The following is a 15,494-nucleotide window of genomic DNA, read 5'->3' as shown; positions in this document are numbered from 1 at the left end:
CGCATGCCTGCCGTAAAATGCAGCTATCGCTAAGTGCAATAAATGGTCACACGGCGATAAATGGCACGCCGGAGGCTTAAACAGCATCCGACGTGCCACAGATTTTTCTCAGCCGACAATCCCTGCACTGGCCAACACAGCCAAGGTCAGCACATCGGGTGCGATGGCTGTCATCGGGGCGATCTGCACCGGCTTTTCCGATCCGATCATCAACGGCCCGATTGTCGCATCGCCCGATAGTTCACGCAGCAGCTTGGCAGACAAATTCGCGCTCTGCAGGCCGGGCATAATGAGCACATTGGCAGGTCCGGACAGGCGGCTGAACGGATACATTGCCATCACCTTGGGATTGAGCGCGGCATCGGGCGCCATTTCGCCTTCATATTCAAAACCCGGGTCGTTCTCGTCCAAGATCGCCACGGCATCGCGGATCGCACCCAGCCATTTGCCCGAAGGGTTACCGAAGGTAGAGTAGGACAGAAATGCCACACGCGGTTCATGCCCCATACGCCGCGCAACCGCAGCCGTTTCCACCGCGATATTGGCCAGCTGTTCGGCGGTGGGGCGTTCATTGATGGTCGTATCAGCCAAAAAGGTCGTGTGGTTCTTGCCGATGATCATATGCACACCGAAAGGCGTTGCCCCGGGCTTTGCATCGATAACGTGGCTGATTTCTCGCGCAGCCTGGCTGTAAGTGCGGGTAAGACCGGTGATCATCCCGTCACCATGACCCAGCGCCACCAGCAGCGCGGCGAAGACGTTACGTTCCTGATTGACCATGCGCCGCACATCTCGTTCGGTATAGCCGCGCCGCTGCAACCGCTTGTAGAGATAGTCCACCATCGGTTCGATCTGGTCGTAATTGGCCGAATTGGCGATTTCAAAGCTCTCGGGATCATCGACTGAAAGTTCGCGCAGCTTTTCCAGCACCTTTTCGGTGCGACCCACCAAAATCGGGGTGCCATAGCCAAAATCGCGGAACTGGATCGCTGCACGCAGCGCGACATCTTCTTCCGCCTCGGCAAAAACCCAGCGTTTGGGATTGGCCTTGGCGTCTTCATAAACGCGGGTCAGCGCCGATGTCGTAGGATTGAGACGTGCGCGCAATTGCAGCGTATATTCGTCAAAATCTGCAACCGGATCCTGGGCAACGCCTGAATCCATCGCCGCCTTGGCAACCGCGCAGGACACCCGCTCCATCAGGCGGGGGTCGAATGGTGCGGGGATGATATATTCCCGACCGAACTTGTGGTTGATGCCGTAGGCCGCGGCGACTTCATCAGGCACGCGCTCCCTCGCCAGCGTGGCGATAGCGCGGGCAGCAGCAACTTTCATTTCTTCATTGATAGCGGTGGCGCGCACATCCAGCGCACCACGGAAAATGAAAGGGAAGCCCAGCACATTATTGACCTGGTTGGGAAAATCGCTGCGTCCGGTTGCGATGATGGCATCTGGACGTGCGGCTTTCGCAACATCTGGCATGATTTCGGGCACGGGATTGGCCATGGCGAAAATGATTGGCTGTTCGGCCATCTTTTCCACCCATTCGGCCTTCAAGGCGCCAGCTGCAGACAGGCCGAGGAAAATATCCGCGCCTACCAGCGCCTCTTCCAGTGTTCGGTGCGGCGTATCGACCGCATGCGCGCTTTTCCACTGATCGACATTCTCGCGGCCGATGTAAATCGGGCCCGACCTGTCGCACACAATGACATTTTCATGCGGTATACCCATCGCCTTGATCAGGGCGGTGCAGGCCAGCGCACTGGCACCGGCACCATTTACCACCATGCGACAATCCTTCAGATCGCGTCCGGTGAGATGCGCCGCGTTGAGAAGGCCCGCAGCAGCGATAATCGCGGTGCCGTGCTGATCATCATGCATGACCGGAATTTTCATCCGTTCACGCAAGGCCTGTTCGATGATGAAACATTCAGGCGCAGCAATGTCTTCAAGATTGATGCCGCCAAAGGACGGCTCCATCAAAGCCACCGCTTCGATAAACTTGTCAGGGTCTTCGGTATCGAGCTCGATATCGATCGAATCCACATCGGCAAAGCGTTTGAACAGGACAGCCTTGCCTTCCATCACCGGCTTGGATGCCAGTGCGCCCAGATTGCCAAGGCCAAGGATTGCGGTGCCGTTGGAAATCACCGCCACGAGGTTTGATCGCGCGGTATATTTCGCAGCCAGTGCGGGATCTTTGGCAATCGCTTCAACCGGGGCCGCTACGCCGGGCGAATAGGCGAGGCTCAAATCGCGCTGCGTTGTCATCGGCTTGGATGCGATGATCTCGATTTTACCGGGGCGGATCGTCTCGTGATAGAACAGCGCCTCGCGCGCCGTGAAACTCTGATTGGGTTCGTCTTCCAAGCTTGTTCTCCTGTATTCACTCCGCATAGAGGCACTTGGCGCGCGGGGATAGGGGAAAGCTGGCATCTCGCCCCTTCCCGAATCATTCCATTTCCCGCTACCGCCGCCGTCATCCATGGCCGGCACAGCAACTCCGATGATGCAGCAATATTTCGACCTCAAGGCAGAGGCTGGGGATTGCCTGCTGTTTTTTCGCATGGGCGACTTTTTCGAGATGTTTTTCGATGATGCCCGCACAGCGGCCGGCGTGCTTGATATCGCGCTGACCACGCGGGGGGAATATGAAGGCAGGCCCGTGCCGATGTGCGGCGTGCCAGTGCATTCGGCAGAAGGCTATCTCGCTCGGCTGATCAAGGGCGGCTGCCGTGTCGCAATTGCAGAGCAGGTGGAAACTCCTGAACAGGCGAAAGAGCGCGCTCGCGCAGAAGGGCATGCGTCAAAGGCGCTGGTGAAACGCAGCATCGTGCGCTTTGTGACTGCAGGCACATTGACCGAAGAGGCTCTGCTTGAGCCGCGCCGCGCAAACATGCTTGCGGCGGTGTGCGATCTGCGCGGAAGCTGCGGGCTTGCCGCTTGCGACATTTCGACAGGCGCAATGGTGCTTGAAGAATTTCCGCCCGAAAGACTGGGCGCAGCACTGGCACGGATCGGGGCAAGCGAAATCGTGGTGCCCGAAGACTGGTCACATGACCCTGCAGATGGCGTGAGACGACCGCCTGCCAGTTTCGCCAGCGATGCAGGTGAAGCACGACTGAAGACGGTGCACGGCGTTGCCACGCTGGATGGGTTTGGCCAGTTTTCCCGCGCCATGTTGGCTGCGGCAGGTGGATTAATCGCTTATCTTGAACATGCCGGTCGCGGCGAATTGCCGCTGCTCCTGCCACCTGTAGCGCGCCCTTCGGCTGAATTCATGGCAATGGATGAATCGACCCGTGCCAGCCTTGAAATTCTCGCCAATCAGCAAGGCACACGCTCCCATTCGCTTATCGCCGCAGTGGATCGCTGTGTGACAGGCGCAGGTGCGCGGCTTCTGGCAGAGGATTTGTCAGCCCCGTTGGCCGACAGGGCCCGCATAGGAAAACGCCTCGCATCGGTGAGATATTTTCACGACGACCCGCTGTTGCGCGCCGATTTACGCAGGGCCTTGCGCAACATGCCCGATATTGGCCGCGCATTGGGGCGGCTCGTGGCAGGGCGCGGCTCACCGCGTGATCTTGGCCAAGTGCGTGACGGACTGATTCAGGCGCGACAGATCAGCGAGATGATGCGCGCAAAGCCCGATCGACCGGCTTTGCTCGAATATCTCCTGCCAAACCTGGTCGGCCATGCGGAATTGACCGATCTTCTGACCCGCGCGCTTGTCCCCGCACCGCCGACAGAGCGGCAGAATGGAGGGTTCATCGCTGAAGGCTTCGACCACGCACTGGATGAACTCCGCGAGGTTTCGGGCAATGCCCGCCGAGCAATCGCCGCGATGGAAGCGCGATATCGCGAAGATACAGGCACGCCTGCACTCAAGATCAGGCATAATGGCGTGCTAGGCTATTTCATTGAAGTGCCCGCCAAGCATGCCGACAAGCTGATGGAAGCAGACAGTGGATTCACCCATCGCCAGACCATGGCCAATGCGGTGCGCTTCAATTCCCTCACCCTGCATGAAGAGGCATCGCGCATTGCCGAGGCGGGCGGCCATGCGCTGGCTGCCGAGGAAGCACATTTCGAGGAGCTGACAGAACGGGTGGCCCAGCGCAGCGAAGCCATCGCCGCTACCGCCGCCGCGCTTGCCCGGCTCGATGTAAGTGCGGGGCAGGCCGAACGCGCTTCCGAGGCTGAATGGTGTGTCCCGCAAATTGTTGAGGAACCCATCCTTGCGATCGAGGCCGGACGCCATCCGGTGGTGGAAGGCGCGCTGGCCGCGCAGGCGGGCAAGGAACGCTTCGTCGCCAATGATTGCGCGCTTTCAGCCGAAGACAGGCTGTGGCTGGTTGGCGGACCAAATATGGGCGGCAAATCTACCTTCCTGCGACAGAACGCGCTTATCATTCTGCTTGCACAGGCGGGCGGCTTCGTTCCGGCGCGGGCGGCGCGTATCGGGCTGGTGGACCAATTGTTCAGCCGTGTGGGCGCGTCGGACAATCTGGCGCGCGGACGTTCCACATTCATGGTCGAAATGGTCGAAACCGCCGCCATTCTCAGCCAGGCAGGGCCGCGCAGCTTCGTAATTCTGGACGAGGTGGGGCGCGGCACGTCCACCTATGACGGGCTCGCGCTGGCATGGGCGGTGGCCGAAGCCATCCATGAAACCAACACCAGCCGCTGCCTTTTTGCCACCCATTATCATGAAATGGCGCGGCTCGCCGACACTTGCGAGGCGTTGAGCCTGCATCATGTTCGCGCCAAGGAATGGAAGGGCGATCTGGTATTGCTGCATGAAGTTACAAAGGGCGCGGCGGACCGCAGCTATGGACTTGCGGTGGCCAAGCTGGCCGGCGTTCCTGCCCCGGTCGTCAAGCGAGCGCGCTCTGTGCTCGACAAGCTCGAAAAGGGCCGCGCCGAAACAGGCGGGCTTGCCGCGGGGCTGGGCGATTTGCCATTGTTTGCTGCCGCCATGGAGGTGCCTGCCGATACTCGCGACGCATTTCGCGAAAGGCTGCAATCGCTCGATATAGATGCCCTCGCCCCGCGTGAGGCGCTGGATTTATTGTATGATCTGAAGCGCGAGGCGAATGAGAAGTAGCCGAGCAGTTTGCAATTCGCCGGTGCGGCCCTAATCTGCCTGCATGGCGCAGGACGATCCAGCCGATCAGGGCGATGACAAGAACACCAAGTGGGCGGAAAACCGCACCAATTGGGCCGAAGATCGCACAATCATGGCATTGGAACGCACATTTGCGGGCTGGATGCGCACCGCCTTTGCCGCCATCGCCATAGGGATCGGTTTCAATGCGCTGTTTGGCAAGCTTGATCCGCCCTGGCTGGCAAAAGCCATTGCCACGCTGTTCATTCTGCTAGCCATCGTTTTCGCGCTGGGTGCTGAAAGGCGGGCGTGCAAGGCCTTCGATCGCTTGTCTTCCCATGCGGTGGATTCACCCAAATTGCCCAACATCAGGCTCATTGCGTGGTCGATTTCCGCAGGCGCGCTTCTGCTGACCTTCGGACTGTGGTTCCTGAATGACGGAAGCATAAGTGGCTGACATGCGGGTAGTGCCACATGTCAGCCAAAGCATCTGTCACGACCCGGGCGGCCGGTTAGCTTACTTCAAATATCAGATCAGGTACCGTCGCCACGCAGCCCGTCAGGCTTGGCGGCCTTGCCATATTTATCGACATTGTCGTCATGATTGGGCTCACCATCATAGGCGTGCATGTCGACCCGGCCCGAACTTTCCATATCGCGCATGTGATCGACGGTATCCTGCGTGGAATCGCCCATCAGATCGCTTTTTCCGGGACCCTTGGTCGATTCGGTCGGGCTTGCCTTGCGAGAGGAAGGATCCTGCGCCTGCTCGGCAACTTCCTGTGCCTGTGCGCGGTGATCATCCTGTTCGTCGTTATGGTTTTCCGCCGCGAGATCGGACTGGCGCTGTTCCTGCGATTTTGGATCAGTATGAGACAATTGAATTCTCCTTTGAGAAACCAACGGTCCGGACGGGGAGCATGTTCCCGCCAAATAAACGCTTTAGCGGTTTGCCCCCGGCGTCCACAAAACGTCCCCGGCCCCGCCGTCATTGACAGCGCGAGACAGCACGAAAAGGTAATCTGACAGACGATTGATAAAGGCCGATGCCGCTGGATTTACCGGTTCCTGCGTGATGAGGGCGGCTATGCTGCGTTCGGCCCGCCGCGTCGCGGTGCGCGCAAGGTGGAGCCGTGCTGCCGCCTCGCTACCACCGGGAAGAATAAAGCTGGTCAGCGGTTGAAGATCGGCATTGAGCGCATCGATGCGGGTCTCAATCCATTCGACCTGCGCCGGAACGATGCGCAATACCATTTCAGACGGGGCGAAATCGTCTCCCTCCTGTGCGGGTGTGGCAAGATCTGCCCCCAGGTCGAACATGTCGTTCTGCAAACGCACGATATCAGCAAGGTTCTGGCCTTCCAGCATCTGTGCAGCCATGCCGAGCGTGGCGTTTGCCTCGTCCACGGCGCCCACCGCTTCCATGCGCGGCGCATGTTTGGGCAAGCGCGACCCATCGACAAGGCCGGTTGTGCCATCATCGCCCGTGCGGGTGTAGATGCGGTTGAGTTTTACCATGTCGCCCCCTTCAAGCCGCGAGCCAGCTAATCTTTGTAGATCAACTGTTTACTGCAAGCAATATCGCTATCACAACCACGGCCAGCGCCTGATATTTGATGCGGGAGAACATCGCCTGGTTCTGCTTGATCTGCAGCGCTTCGGAATTCTCTCCACCTTTTTCCAGATCGATTTTCGTGGTCTGTAAAAAAGCGATTACGCCGCGGACGAGCGAAACGATCACCATGATGGCAAACAGGGCGAGCAGGATGATGAGAAATGTGTTCATGTTACACCATGTGGGTAGCGTGAGAGGGTAATTCCACACGGCATTTGGCCCATACGCAGGCTTTGCGCCAGTGCCTTGCCGTTTTCTCCTGCCTTACGCCGGTCCGCCAGCGAAGCGGAATCGCGCCTTTTGGCAAGTTTCTTGCCGCTTGCATCCAGCAACAGCGCATGATGATGCCATCGCGGCACCGCCAAGCCGAGAAGCGCCTGTAGCAACCGGTGGATGTGTGTCGCAGCAAACAGGTCTGCCCCGCGCGTAACCAGGGTAACCGCGTCTGCGGCATCATCGATCGTGGCAGCAAGGTGATAGCTGGCAGGCGTTGCCGCATCCTTGCGGACCAACATCACATCGCCCGCCAAATCGGGTCGCGCCTCTTGCTCGCCCGCCAGTGCATCATGCCATGTCAGCGCGCCGGTCAATTCCATCGCGCGGGCGACGTCCAGCCGCCATGCCACCGGCTCGTCTTCGGGGATGGTGGCATGTTTGCATATCCCCGGATAGACCGGGCCATCGGGACCGAAATCCTTTGCTGCTGCGGCGATTTGCGCGCGTGTGCAGCGGCAGGGATAAAGCAATTCCTGTGCCTTTAATTGCTGTGCAGCCGCGACATAGCTGGCGACGCGTGACGACTGAGGGGGCGTTTCTTCCCAGTTAAGGCCCAGCCATTCGAGGTCTTGGCGAAATTCCTCGGCAAGGTCGGGGCGCGATCGTTCTCCGTCGATATCCTCGATCCGCAAGAGGAACGTGCCGCCCGCCTCTGCCGCCAGATCATGCGCAACAATGGCCGAATATGCATGGCCCAGATGGAGCGAGCCGTTGGGGCTGGGGGCAAAGCGCGTGGTGATCATTGGCCTTGAAAACTCATGCCAGAAGGTGTGGCTTGTTGGTATCCATGTGAATATCCCTGTGAATAACCTGTCTGTAACAGGGTTGACGCTTTTTCGTGCAAGTGCATCTTTACTTCCATCTGGGAGGACACCGCACGTGTTCAAAACCGAACTGATTGAACGGGCCGCCGTATTCCGCAGCGCCCATGAAGATCCACACCGGCGGCTGGAAAGCTGCCCCGCACTGGTGTTGAATGCGGATTACACTCCGCTATCCTATTACCCACTCAGCCTGTGGCCGTGGCAGACGGCGATCAAGGCGGTATTCCTCGAACGGGTCGATATCGTCGCCACCTATGACCGCGCAGTGCATTCACAATCGCTGGATATGAAAGTGCCCAGCGTGATCGCGCTGCGGCAATATGTGAAGCCGAGCCAGTTCCCTGCCTTCACCCGGTTCAACCTCTTCCTGCGTGACAGATTCTCCTGCCAATATTGCGGCGTGCAAAAGGACCTTACCTACGATCACGTCGTACCCCGACGGCAGGGCGGCAAAACCACGTGGGAAAACATCGCCACCGCTTGCGCGCCGTGCAACATGAAAAAGGGCGGCCGCACCCCGAAAGAGGCGGGCATGCATCTGCAATATCAGCCCATCCGCCCGACAAGCTGGCAATTGCAACAACAAGGCAAGAGCTTCCCACCCAACTTCCTGCATGAGACGTGGCGAGACTGGCTTTACTGGGACATCGAGCTGGAGGCTTGAGGTTGGCTCAACCCGCATGCGGTCGTGTCTTCGATTTCCATGCAGAGACTTCTTCCTCAGGTCAGGTCACGGCCCCGCGCTCCGCATATTCCGGCTTCTGCCATTCCCCACTGTCGAGAATATCGCGTAATTCGCTCACTAGCCGGGCGCAGTCGGCATAGCGGACGTAGGCAGGGGCGAAGCCTACGCGCAGTACATCGGGTGCGCGGAAATCTCCGATCACTTTGCGGGCAATCAAGGCTTGGCATAGCTCGTAGGAATGTTCGTGGCGGAACGAGAGCTGGCTGCCGCGTTGCGCCGGGTCGGCGGGGCTGATGCAGGTCAGCTCGGGGACGTGCCTCGCCATCGCTGCACGGGTGAATTCTGACAGGGCGCGTGATTTTTCGACCAGCGGTCCCATCCCGATCATCGCGATCAAATCGACGCCCACTTCCAGCGCGCTCATGGCGATGACAGACGGCGTGCTGCACAGCAGGCGGTCGACGCCCTGTGCAGGTTGATAATCATCTTCAAAAGCAAATGGCGCGTTGTGCCCCATCCACCCACTCAGTGGTTGCTGAAGGTTCGCCAGATGCCCCTCGGCAACGAATGCGAAGGCTGGCGCGCCGGGGCCTCCGTTGAGATATTTGTAGCCGCAGCCAACCGCGAAATCAGCATTGGCGCCATTCAGATCAACCGGCACTGCGCCTGCCGAATGCGACAAATCCCACAGGACCAGCGCACCCACATCATGCGCGGCCTTGGTCAGGCGCACCATGTCAAACATCTCGCCAGTCTTGTAATGCACATGGGTGAGCAGCAGAAGCGCGACATTCTCATCTAGCGCAGCTTCAATATCGCCGCGCTCCGCCAACCGCCGCTCGGCAAGGCCCTGCGCTTCCAAACCTTCGATCATGTAGAGATCGCTGGGGAAATTGCCCGGCTCGCTCAGCACCTGCTTGCGGCCCGGCCGCATCGCCAGCGCCGCCGATATCAGCTTGAAAAGGTTGATTGAGGTGGTGTCCGTAGCAATCACCTCATGCGTCTGCGCACCAATCAACGGCGCGATCTTGCTACCCATTTTTTGCGGCAACCCAATCCATCCGGCATCATTCCAGCTGGCGATCAATTGCTCGCCCCATTCCTTTTGCACCACCTGTGCCACCCGCGCCGGCGCCGCCTTGGGCAATGCGCCCAGCGAATTGCCATCCAGATAGGCCAGATCATCATCGATCAGGAATTCGCTGCGGCATATGGCCAGCGGATCGGCTGCATCCAGCCGTGCAGCTTCCTGCGCCAGATCATTCAAAGTTCTGTTCTCACGGCCAGCAGTTCGGGGAAGAAGCCAAGCTTCAGCACGCTTTCCAGATAAGGCACGCCAGCTGTGCCGCCGGTGCCTTTCTTGAAACCGATAATCCGCTCCACGGTCTTCAGATGGCCGAAACGCCAGCGCTGGAAATGATATTCCAGATCGACCAGTTTTTCAGCCAGTTCATATAGATCCCAATGGGTCCTGGGATGGCGATAGACCTGCGCCCATGCTTCGGTCACTTCATCCATGGGCTTATGTGGACCATTGAATTCTGCCCCTACCAAGCCTTCCGGGATGGCAAACCCGCGCCTGCGCAGCAACCGCAAGACTTCTCCATAAAGGCTTGGGCGGGCGAGTTCGGCGTGCAGCTTTTCTGCCACGTTCGGCGTCGCTTCATGCATCGTCACCATATCCGGATTGCGCCCGCCAAGGATGAATTCCATCAAGCGGTATTGCGCCGACTGAAACCCGCTCGACCCGCCCAGATGCGGACGGATGAGTGAATAATCATGCGGAGTCATCGTGGCGAGAACATCCCAGCTGGCGATCAGCTGGCGCTGCGCCTGCGCCACGCGGCTGAGCATCTTGAAAGCGGGCGGAAGATCATCCGCAATCACCAGTTCACGCGCTGCCTCCAATTCGTGCAGGCACAGTTTGAGCCACAATTCGCTCGCCTGGTGCACAATGATGAACAGAAACTCGTCATGCGCATCGGAGGCGGGATGCTGCGCCGCCAGAATACGGTTGAGATCGAGATAGGAGGAATAGGTTACATCGGTTTTGGCCATGCATTTACCTAAGCCAAAGCGGGTGCAAAAGAAACTATCCGCTGCTCTACTGGTCGATCACCTTGGTGTGCGGATGATGCTTGTCGAGATGCTTCCTCACAATCCGCAGATTGCGGCTGTTTGAGCGGAACATGAAGTCAAATACATCGCCCACAACCGGCACTGCGCCTACCGCGCTGTCAAAAACGACATTGCCCGCCATGCGCAGCAATTTCCACTTGGGCATTTTCAGATTGCGCGCTTCCCACACGATATAGGCACCCATGCCCATCGCGATGATATCACCCACCACCGGAACCAGTCCGATAATTGCATCAAGGCCAACGGGGCGCCCCAGGCCGGGAATGACGAAACTGCGTTCCAGCACCTGCTCCATCGCCTCTATCCGACGCCTGATGGATTGGGGATCATTGCCCAGCGGCAGATCGCCAACCATCGGGCCGGGCCGCACGGGATCATCTTCGGGGGCAGGCCGGATCGGGACAGGCTTCTGATTTTCCGCCATGAACTAAACTCTCCTTGCTCCCTATCTGGGTCTTTGCGCCATCGGCGGCAAGGGATGAAATCCGTAGATATTGGCTTCAAACCCTTCAACTCCGCCGCGCACCAGCGACCAGCGCAGCGGTGCACCAATCGGAATATAGACATTTTCCGCCATCAGTTCGGCCTCTGCCTGCGCCATCAGACTGGCGCGCGCGGAAAGATCCATCTGCTGCATGGCCTGTGCCACCAGCTCATCCGCAGCCTCGCTACACAGGCCCAACTCCAGCCCGCAATGGAATTGGTTGAGAAACCACCGCGGGGCCGGATAGCGTGCAATCTTGTCCATCAGGGCAAGATCGGCAGTGCGTGCAGTTTCGGACCGTTCGATTGTTATGCCGATTTGCGCCATTTGCGCGTCCAGTTCCTGCAACAGGCGATCCCAGCCCGGCCCTTCGCCCATTGTGATCGTCAGCCGTGCTGGCTGCGACAGATCACCATCGTCGAACTGGCGTCGCCAGGCGTCGATTCGCACAGCAGCTTCCTGCCGCCGTTCAGCCAGCACCATGTCACGCCATCGTTCAGCGATAAAACCGGGATCGCCGGGCAGGCCGGGCGAAACGGGCCGCGTTGTCGGAACAAGGCCGCCGATGTTGAAAGTCGCCAGCAGCCCTTCTCGATCAATGGCCATGGCCAGCGCCTCGCGAACGCCATTGTTGCCGAGCAGCCCGCCATCGCGCCGCACATGCAGACCGAAAAGGCCGAAGGTCGCATCGACGCGCAAGGTCCCTGATGAAAGCGGCCCTGTATCAACCAGTGGCAGTCCGCCTAGATCGCCTGCCAGCACCAGTTCCACATCGCCAGCTTCGAACATGACGATGGCTTCGCGCGCCTGCGCCACGGTGATTTCCACTTCGCGCACGTGGTCCTGCCAGTTATCGGCCATGGGCATCCCGCGTTCAAGCGGCGGCTTGAAATCAAGCCTTGCGAACCGTCCAGCCGCTGCATCGCCCTCTTCCGCGTTCTCCTCATCAGCGGTTTCACGGGTGAGAATCATCGGACCTGTGAAACCGCCTTCATGCCGCAAGGCCAGCTCTGACTGGGCGAGCAGCTTGAGAAGGTCCGGTTCTGGCGCGGAAAGCCTGATTTCAATCACCCTTCCGGCCATGGCGCGCACTTCTTCTATAGGCGCAAGGTCTTGCGCCAGCGCTGTCCCTTCCAGGCCGCCGATCGCTCTTTCCAGCGCCGCTCGTGCACTTGCCGCAGTCATTTCGCTGCCGTCGGGCCAGGGGATATCGCGCAGGCGGAAGATATAGCTCAGCCCGTCTTCAGTCGGGAGCCATGTTTCTGCCAGCGCGGGAACCACTTCGCCATGAGCATCAAGGGCAACCAGCCCGCCCTGTGTAGCGGCGCGCAGGATTTGCGCGCCGGGAGACAGGCGCAGATCCTGAGTATACACCGACTCAGGCGTGCCGATCAGCACAACGTCGAGCGCCCCGTCATCGCTTGATCCGCAGGCTGTCACCATCGCAAGGCATATGGCCATGGCGATTGCCCTAAAGGCCAAGGGACGGCGGCAGTGCATTTGTCGGGGCATCTCCATCGCCCGTTGCGATAGGCCCGGGCGCAAATTGCTTCAAGCTCCGGCCTTCAAAGGCATGCCCATGATTTGTCGTCAGTGAAAGCGCCGCAGGCGACGATGTGCAGACGAGAAGCGGGCTTCAGATCTTGCGCATGCCGTTGCTGGGAAGGCTCGCCGCAGATGCCGCTACGGGAGCGCGGGCAAGCTTGGGATCGATTTCATCGATAAAAGCGATGCCGAAACGATTGCCCTGCTTCCAGGCCACCGTGCCTTCGACCCAGCCGATGTTGCGCAATTCCACTTCGACGCGCACGCCGCGAACGACCTTGAGATCGCCTTCGGCCATCATCCCGCCGGCGGAAAGATTCCGCACTTTCACGCGGGCATTGGTGTCCTGGCCATCAAGGCGCACCTGTGCCAGCAAAAACAAGCTGTCACGCCCTACCTGACGAGTATCGACATTGCTCATGCGTTACCTTGCCCTCAAGAACTTGCCCGACACAATAGCGCGAGCGTGGATTGCAACCTTCGCCTTTGCGCAGATCGCCTAACCATGGGTTAATTCTGGGGGAGTAACAACAGCCTGTCCCAATTCGGGTCAATCATCACGCGAAATCTTTTCACGCCGTTCATGCGCGGCCTGCGCTTCCACGGTCATGGTGGCGATCGGACGCGCTATCAGGCGACTGATGCCGATAGGTTCACCAGTTTTGCTGCACCAGCCATATTCGCCTTCGTCGATCCGGCGCATCGCCGCATCAATCTTTGCGCCCAGCTTGCGCTGCCGATCGCGCGTGCGCAATTCAATGCCCCAGTCGGTTTCACTGGAAGCACGATCATTGAGATCGGGTTCACGAATCGGGCCATCCTGCAGGCTTTGCAGCGTTCCCTCCGATGCAGCGACAACGGATTTCTTCCATTCGAGCAGCAGAACACGGAAATAATTCAACTGCCGTGGAGACATGTATTCTTCGTCGTCACTGGGCGTGTAATCGCGCGGCAAGGCGCGCTTTGCTTTGGTCAGAATATCTATGTCGTCATGCGCGGCACTTGCCATCGGGTGCTCCGGATCCCTTCCTTGGGCCTTGCCCATTGTTGCGGCTCTTGCTCAGCCGCCGGGCTTTTGAATGGGACGCCACAAAAGCCAGTAGTAGGGGCGCGCCTATAAGGATCGTTTACAGGTGGCACAAGCGGCAATCTGTTCGAGATGAAGGGATAAAGGTCATATCTGTCGTCATCCACAGGGGCGCTACCCGGCGCGCGAGGGGCGCTTGTGAGAAAAGGCGGCGAGGCGTTAACCATTTCTTGACCACGATGGTCAAACATTGGCGCAGGGAAAGCCGGACATTGCGTTCGGCAGCAATTGGGGACCAAAGATCATGGAACTTGCCAAGATCGAGACTTTCGCAAAAATTCAACCCGCCGATGTCAACGGCAGCGATATGCTGGTGGCAAACTGTCTCGCAGCCGCAGCCGATGGCTGCATTGATGCCTATTACGATCTCGGCGTGGTATATTCCACTGGCAGCCACGGCGTCGATTGCGACCTTATCGAAGCGCATAAATGGTTCAATCTAGCCGCAAGCCGCGGTCATGAGGAGGCCAATTGGTGCCGCGCTGATATCTCCGATGAAATGACCGCCCGCGATATTTGCGAAGCCCAGCGCCGCGCCCGCGAATGGCTGCGCTGCGGAGACGCCCGGGCGGCCTGAACTGGCGTAGCGGTCAGCCCTTCTTGAAAGGCATACGGCGCGACAGGTGCATCCGATCCATCGCCACGCCGCGCCGTTCCTGTTCAAGAAAGTCGGACACGGCCTGGCGAAAGCCCGGATCGGCAATGAAATGCATCGACGCAGTGGCAATCGGTTCATACCCGCGCGCCAGCTTGTGGCCGCCCTGCGCACCCGCCTCTACCCGGCTGAGACCGCGTTCAATCGCAGCGTCGATCGCGCGATAATAACATAACTCGAAATGAAGGAATGGCTTGTCCACGAGACAGCCCCAATAGCGGCCATATAGCGCTTCTGAGCCAATGAAATTGAGTGCACCTGCAATCGGCAGGCCATCCTCGAATGCGAGCAACAAAAGGAGGCGGTCACCCATCCTTTGCCCCATCAAATCGAAAGCCTCCCGTGTCAGATAGGGGGTGCCCCATTTGCGCGCGCCGGTATCCTGATAGAACAGCCAGAAGGCATCCCAATGTTCGGGCTGGATATCAGCGCCGCACATTTGACGAATTTCGATCCCGTCATTGGCCAGCCGCCGTTCGCGGCGCAGCTCCTTGCGCTTTCTGGACGTTAGCGAAGCGAGGAAATCCTCGAAATCGACAAATTCGCGATTGGTCCAGTGAAACTGGATGTCGTGCCGTTCCAGCCATCCAGCCTCGGCGAACATATCGATCTGCGCAGGTTCGACAAAGGTTGCATGCGCGCTCGACCAGTCATTATTGACCACGAATTGTTCTGCTCCACGCAGCAATGGCAGAGCATATTGCGGGTCTTCAAGCAGCAGGCGAGGCCCGGTCGCAGGCGTAAATGGCGCGCAAATCTGCAATTTGGGATAATATGCGCCGCCTGCCCTTTCAAAGGCATCAGCCCAGGCATGGTCAAAGACATATTCGCCCTGGCTATGCTGCTTGAGATAGCTCGGCATGGCCCCCAGAAGCGTGCCCGCACCGTCTTCCAGCACCAGCGTTGCGCTTTGCCATCCGGTCCCGGGACCCACGCTTCCCGAGTCCTCCATGATGGTAAGGAAATCATGCGATACGAAAGGATTGGAGGCGCCTGCCAGCCTGTCCCACTGGGCTTTTTCGATGCCGCCTGTCGCGGGAAGGATACGTGCGGTCAGATCGCCATCAGCCATGGGGA

Annotated in this window: 16 protein-coding genes; 4 read left to right on the top strand and 12 right to left on the bottom strand. The window is 59.1% G+C overall.

The genetic code is table 11. The annotated features are described in order from the left end of the window. Window positions 1-108: 108 nt before the first annotated feature. On the bottom strand, window positions 109-2,370 hold the full coding sequence (locus CP97_RS03035; protein ID WP_048886666.1) for an NADP-dependent malic enzyme: 2,262 nt from the start codon (window positions 2,368-2,370) through the stop codon (window positions 109-111). A 115-nt stretch (window positions 2,371-2,485) separates the two neighbouring features. On the opposite strand from CP97_RS03035, the gene mutS reads away from it, so the two are divergent. Then, window positions 2,486-5,107, top strand: coding sequence for a DNA mismatch repair protein MutS (mutS, locus tag CP97_RS03030; RefSeq protein ID WP_048884738.1), 2,622 nt, complete (start codon window positions 2,486-2,488; stop codon window positions 5,105-5,107). 43 nt (window positions 5,108-5,150) lie between these two features. Beyond that, a complete protein-coding gene (locus CP97_RS03025; RefSeq protein ID WP_048884737.1) occupies window positions 5,151-5,564 on the top strand; it encodes a YidH family protein in 414 nt (137 codons plus the stop codon). A 77-nt stretch (window positions 5,565-5,641) separates the two neighbouring features. On the opposite strand, the gene CP97_RS03020 is transcribed toward CP97_RS03025, so the two are convergent. The 4 genes from CP97_RS03020 to gluQRS form a co-directional block, all read right to left on the bottom strand. Continuing rightward, window positions 5,642-5,986 carry a hypothetical protein gene (locus tag CP97_RS03020; protein WP_063612337.1) on the bottom strand — a complete coding sequence of 115 codons (345 nt, stop codon included), beginning with the start codon at window positions 5,984-5,986 and terminating at the stop codon, window positions 5,642-5,644. Window positions 5,987-6,049: 63 nt separating this feature from the next. Then, the gene (locus tag CP97_RS03015) at window positions 6,050-6,625 is read right to left on the bottom strand and encodes a cob(I)yrinic acid a,c-diamide adenosyltransferase (protein WP_048884736.1); all 576 of its coding nucleotides are present in this window, start codon (window positions 6,623-6,625) and stop codon (window positions 6,050-6,052) included. Window positions 6,626-6,665: 40 nt separating this feature from the next. After that, on the bottom strand, window positions 6,666-6,893 hold the full coding sequence (locus tag CP97_RS03010; protein WP_048884735.1) for a hypothetical protein: 228 nt from the start codon (window positions 6,891-6,893) through the stop codon (window positions 6,666-6,668). Continuing rightward, entirely contained in the window at window positions 6,890-7,741 is an 852-nt protein-coding gene (gene gluQRS, locus CP97_RS03005) for a tRNA glutamyl-Q(34) synthetase GluQRS (protein ID WP_048884734.1), read from the bottom strand. Before gluQRS ends, CP97_RS03010 begins: the two co-directional genes overlap by 4 nt. Window positions 7,742-7,895: 154 nt before the next feature. Between gluQRS and CP97_RS03000 the strand changes: the two genes are divergently transcribed. Continuing rightward, entirely contained in the window at window positions 7,896-8,486 is a 591-nt protein-coding gene (locus tag CP97_RS03000) for an HNH endonuclease (RefSeq protein WP_227819739.1), read from the top strand. Window positions 8,487-8,547: 61 nt separating this feature from the next. Here CP97_RS03000 and kynU read toward each other — a convergent pair whose 3' ends face one another. The 6 genes from kynU to dksA all read right to left on the bottom strand — a co-directional run bounded on the left by kynU (window position 8,548) and on the right by dksA (window position 13,684). After that, window positions 8,548-9,765, bottom strand: a complete 1,218-nt coding sequence (kynU, locus tag CP97_RS02995) for a kynureninase (protein WP_048886664.1) — start codon at window positions 9,763-9,765, stop codon at window positions 8,548-8,550. A 5-nt stretch (window positions 9,766-9,770) separates the two neighbouring features. Then, on the bottom strand, window positions 9,771-10,565 hold the full coding sequence (locus CP97_RS02990; RefSeq protein ID WP_048884732.1) for a tryptophan 2,3-dioxygenase: 795 nt from the start codon (window positions 10,563-10,565) through the stop codon (window positions 9,771-9,773). Between the two features lie 46 nt (window positions 10,566-10,611). Beyond that, a complete protein-coding gene (locus CP97_RS02985; protein ID WP_048886663.1) occupies window positions 10,612-11,001 on the bottom strand; it encodes a DUF4112 domain-containing protein in 390 nt (129 codons plus the stop codon). A gap of 90 nt (window positions 11,002-11,091) precedes the next feature. Then, complete coding sequence (locus tag CP97_RS02980) at window positions 11,092-12,591, bottom strand: ABC transporter substrate-binding protein (RefSeq protein WP_048884731.1); 1,500 nt, start codon at window positions 12,589-12,591, stop codon at window positions 11,092-11,094. Between the two features lie 175 nt (window positions 12,592-12,766). Further along, window positions 12,767-13,096, bottom strand: coding sequence for a PilZ domain-containing protein (locus CP97_RS02975; protein WP_048884730.1), 330 nt, complete (start codon window positions 13,094-13,096; stop codon window positions 12,767-12,769). A 129-nt stretch (window positions 13,097-13,225) separates the two neighbouring features. Next, a complete protein-coding gene (dksA, locus tag CP97_RS02970) occupies window positions 13,226-13,684 on the bottom strand; it encodes an RNA polymerase-binding protein DksA (RefSeq protein WP_048886662.1) in 459 nt (152 codons plus the stop codon). A gap of 322 nt (window positions 13,685-14,006) precedes the next feature. Between dksA and CP97_RS02965 the strand changes: the two genes are divergently transcribed. Next, the gene (locus CP97_RS02965; RefSeq protein ID WP_048886661.1) at window positions 14,007-14,339 is read left to right on the top strand and encodes an SEL1-like repeat protein; all 333 of its coding nucleotides are present in this window, start codon (window positions 14,007-14,009) and stop codon (window positions 14,337-14,339) included. A 13-nt stretch (window positions 14,340-14,352) separates the two neighbouring features. On the opposite strand, the gene CP97_RS02960 is transcribed toward CP97_RS02965, so the two are convergent. Then, window positions 14,353-15,489, bottom strand: a complete 1,137-nt coding sequence (locus tag CP97_RS02960; RefSeq protein ID WP_048884729.1) for a GNAT family N-acetyltransferase — start codon at window positions 15,487-15,489, stop codon at window positions 14,353-14,355. Window positions 15,490-15,494 lie beyond the last annotated feature (5 nt).

Origin of the sequence: Aurantiacibacter atlanticus (assembly GCF_001077815.2) — a bacterium.
Taxonomy (GTDB): domain Bacteria; phylum Pseudomonadota; class Alphaproteobacteria; order Sphingomonadales; family Sphingomonadaceae; genus Alteraurantiacibacter; species Alteraurantiacibacter atlanticus.
Note: the sequence above shows the minus strand (reverse complement) of the source record. Positions and strands in the feature narration are given on the sequence as shown.

What these genes read in the sequence shown, in the direction of transcription:
- CP97_RS02985 (WP_048886663.1), bottom strand. Translation starts at nt 11,001, where the DNA reads ATGGTTGGCGATCTGCCGCTGGGCAATGATCCCCAATCCATCAGGCGT.
- mutS (WP_048884738.1), top strand. Translation starts at nt 2,486, where the DNA reads ATGGCCGGCACAGCAACTCCGATGATGCAGCAATATTTCGACCTCAAG.
- CP97_RS03010 (WP_048884735.1), bottom strand. Translation starts at nt 6,893, where the DNA reads ATGAACACATTTCTCATCATCCTGCTCGCCCTGTTTGCCATCATGGTG.
- gluQRS (WP_048884734.1), bottom strand. Translation starts at nt 7,741, where the DNA reads ATGATCACCACGCGCTTTGCCCCCAGCCCCAACGGCTCGCTCCATCTG.
- CP97_RS02975 (WP_048884730.1), bottom strand. Translation starts at nt 13,096, where the DNA reads ATGAGCAATGTCGATACTCGTCAGGTAGGGCGTGACAGCTTGTTTTTG.
- CP97_RS02980 (WP_048884731.1), bottom strand. Translation starts at nt 12,591, where the DNA reads ATGGCCATATGCCTTGCGATGGTGACAGCCTGCGGATCAAGCGATGAC.
- CP97_RS02965 (WP_048886661.1), top strand. Translation starts at nt 14,007, where the DNA reads ATGGAACTTGCCAAGATCGAGACTTTCGCAAAAATTCAACCCGCCGAT.
- dksA (WP_048886662.1), bottom strand. Translation starts at nt 13,684, where the DNA reads ATGGCAAGTGCCGCGCATGACGACATAGATATTCTGACCAAAGCAAAG.
- CP97_RS03015 (WP_048884736.1), bottom strand. Translation starts at nt 6,625, where the DNA reads ATGGTAAAACTCAACCGCATCTACACCCGCACGGGCGATGATGGCACA.
- CP97_RS02990 (WP_048884732.1), bottom strand. Translation starts at nt 10,565, where the DNA reads ATGGCCAAAACCGATGTAACCTATTCCTCCTATCTCGATCTCAACCGT.
- CP97_RS03025 (WP_048884737.1), top strand. Translation starts at nt 5,151, where the DNA reads ATGGCGCAGGACGATCCAGCCGATCAGGGCGATGACAAGAACACCAAG.
- CP97_RS02960 (WP_048884729.1), bottom strand. Translation starts at nt 15,489, where the DNA reads ATGGCTGATGGCGATCTGACCGCACGTATCCTTCCCGCGACAGGCGGC.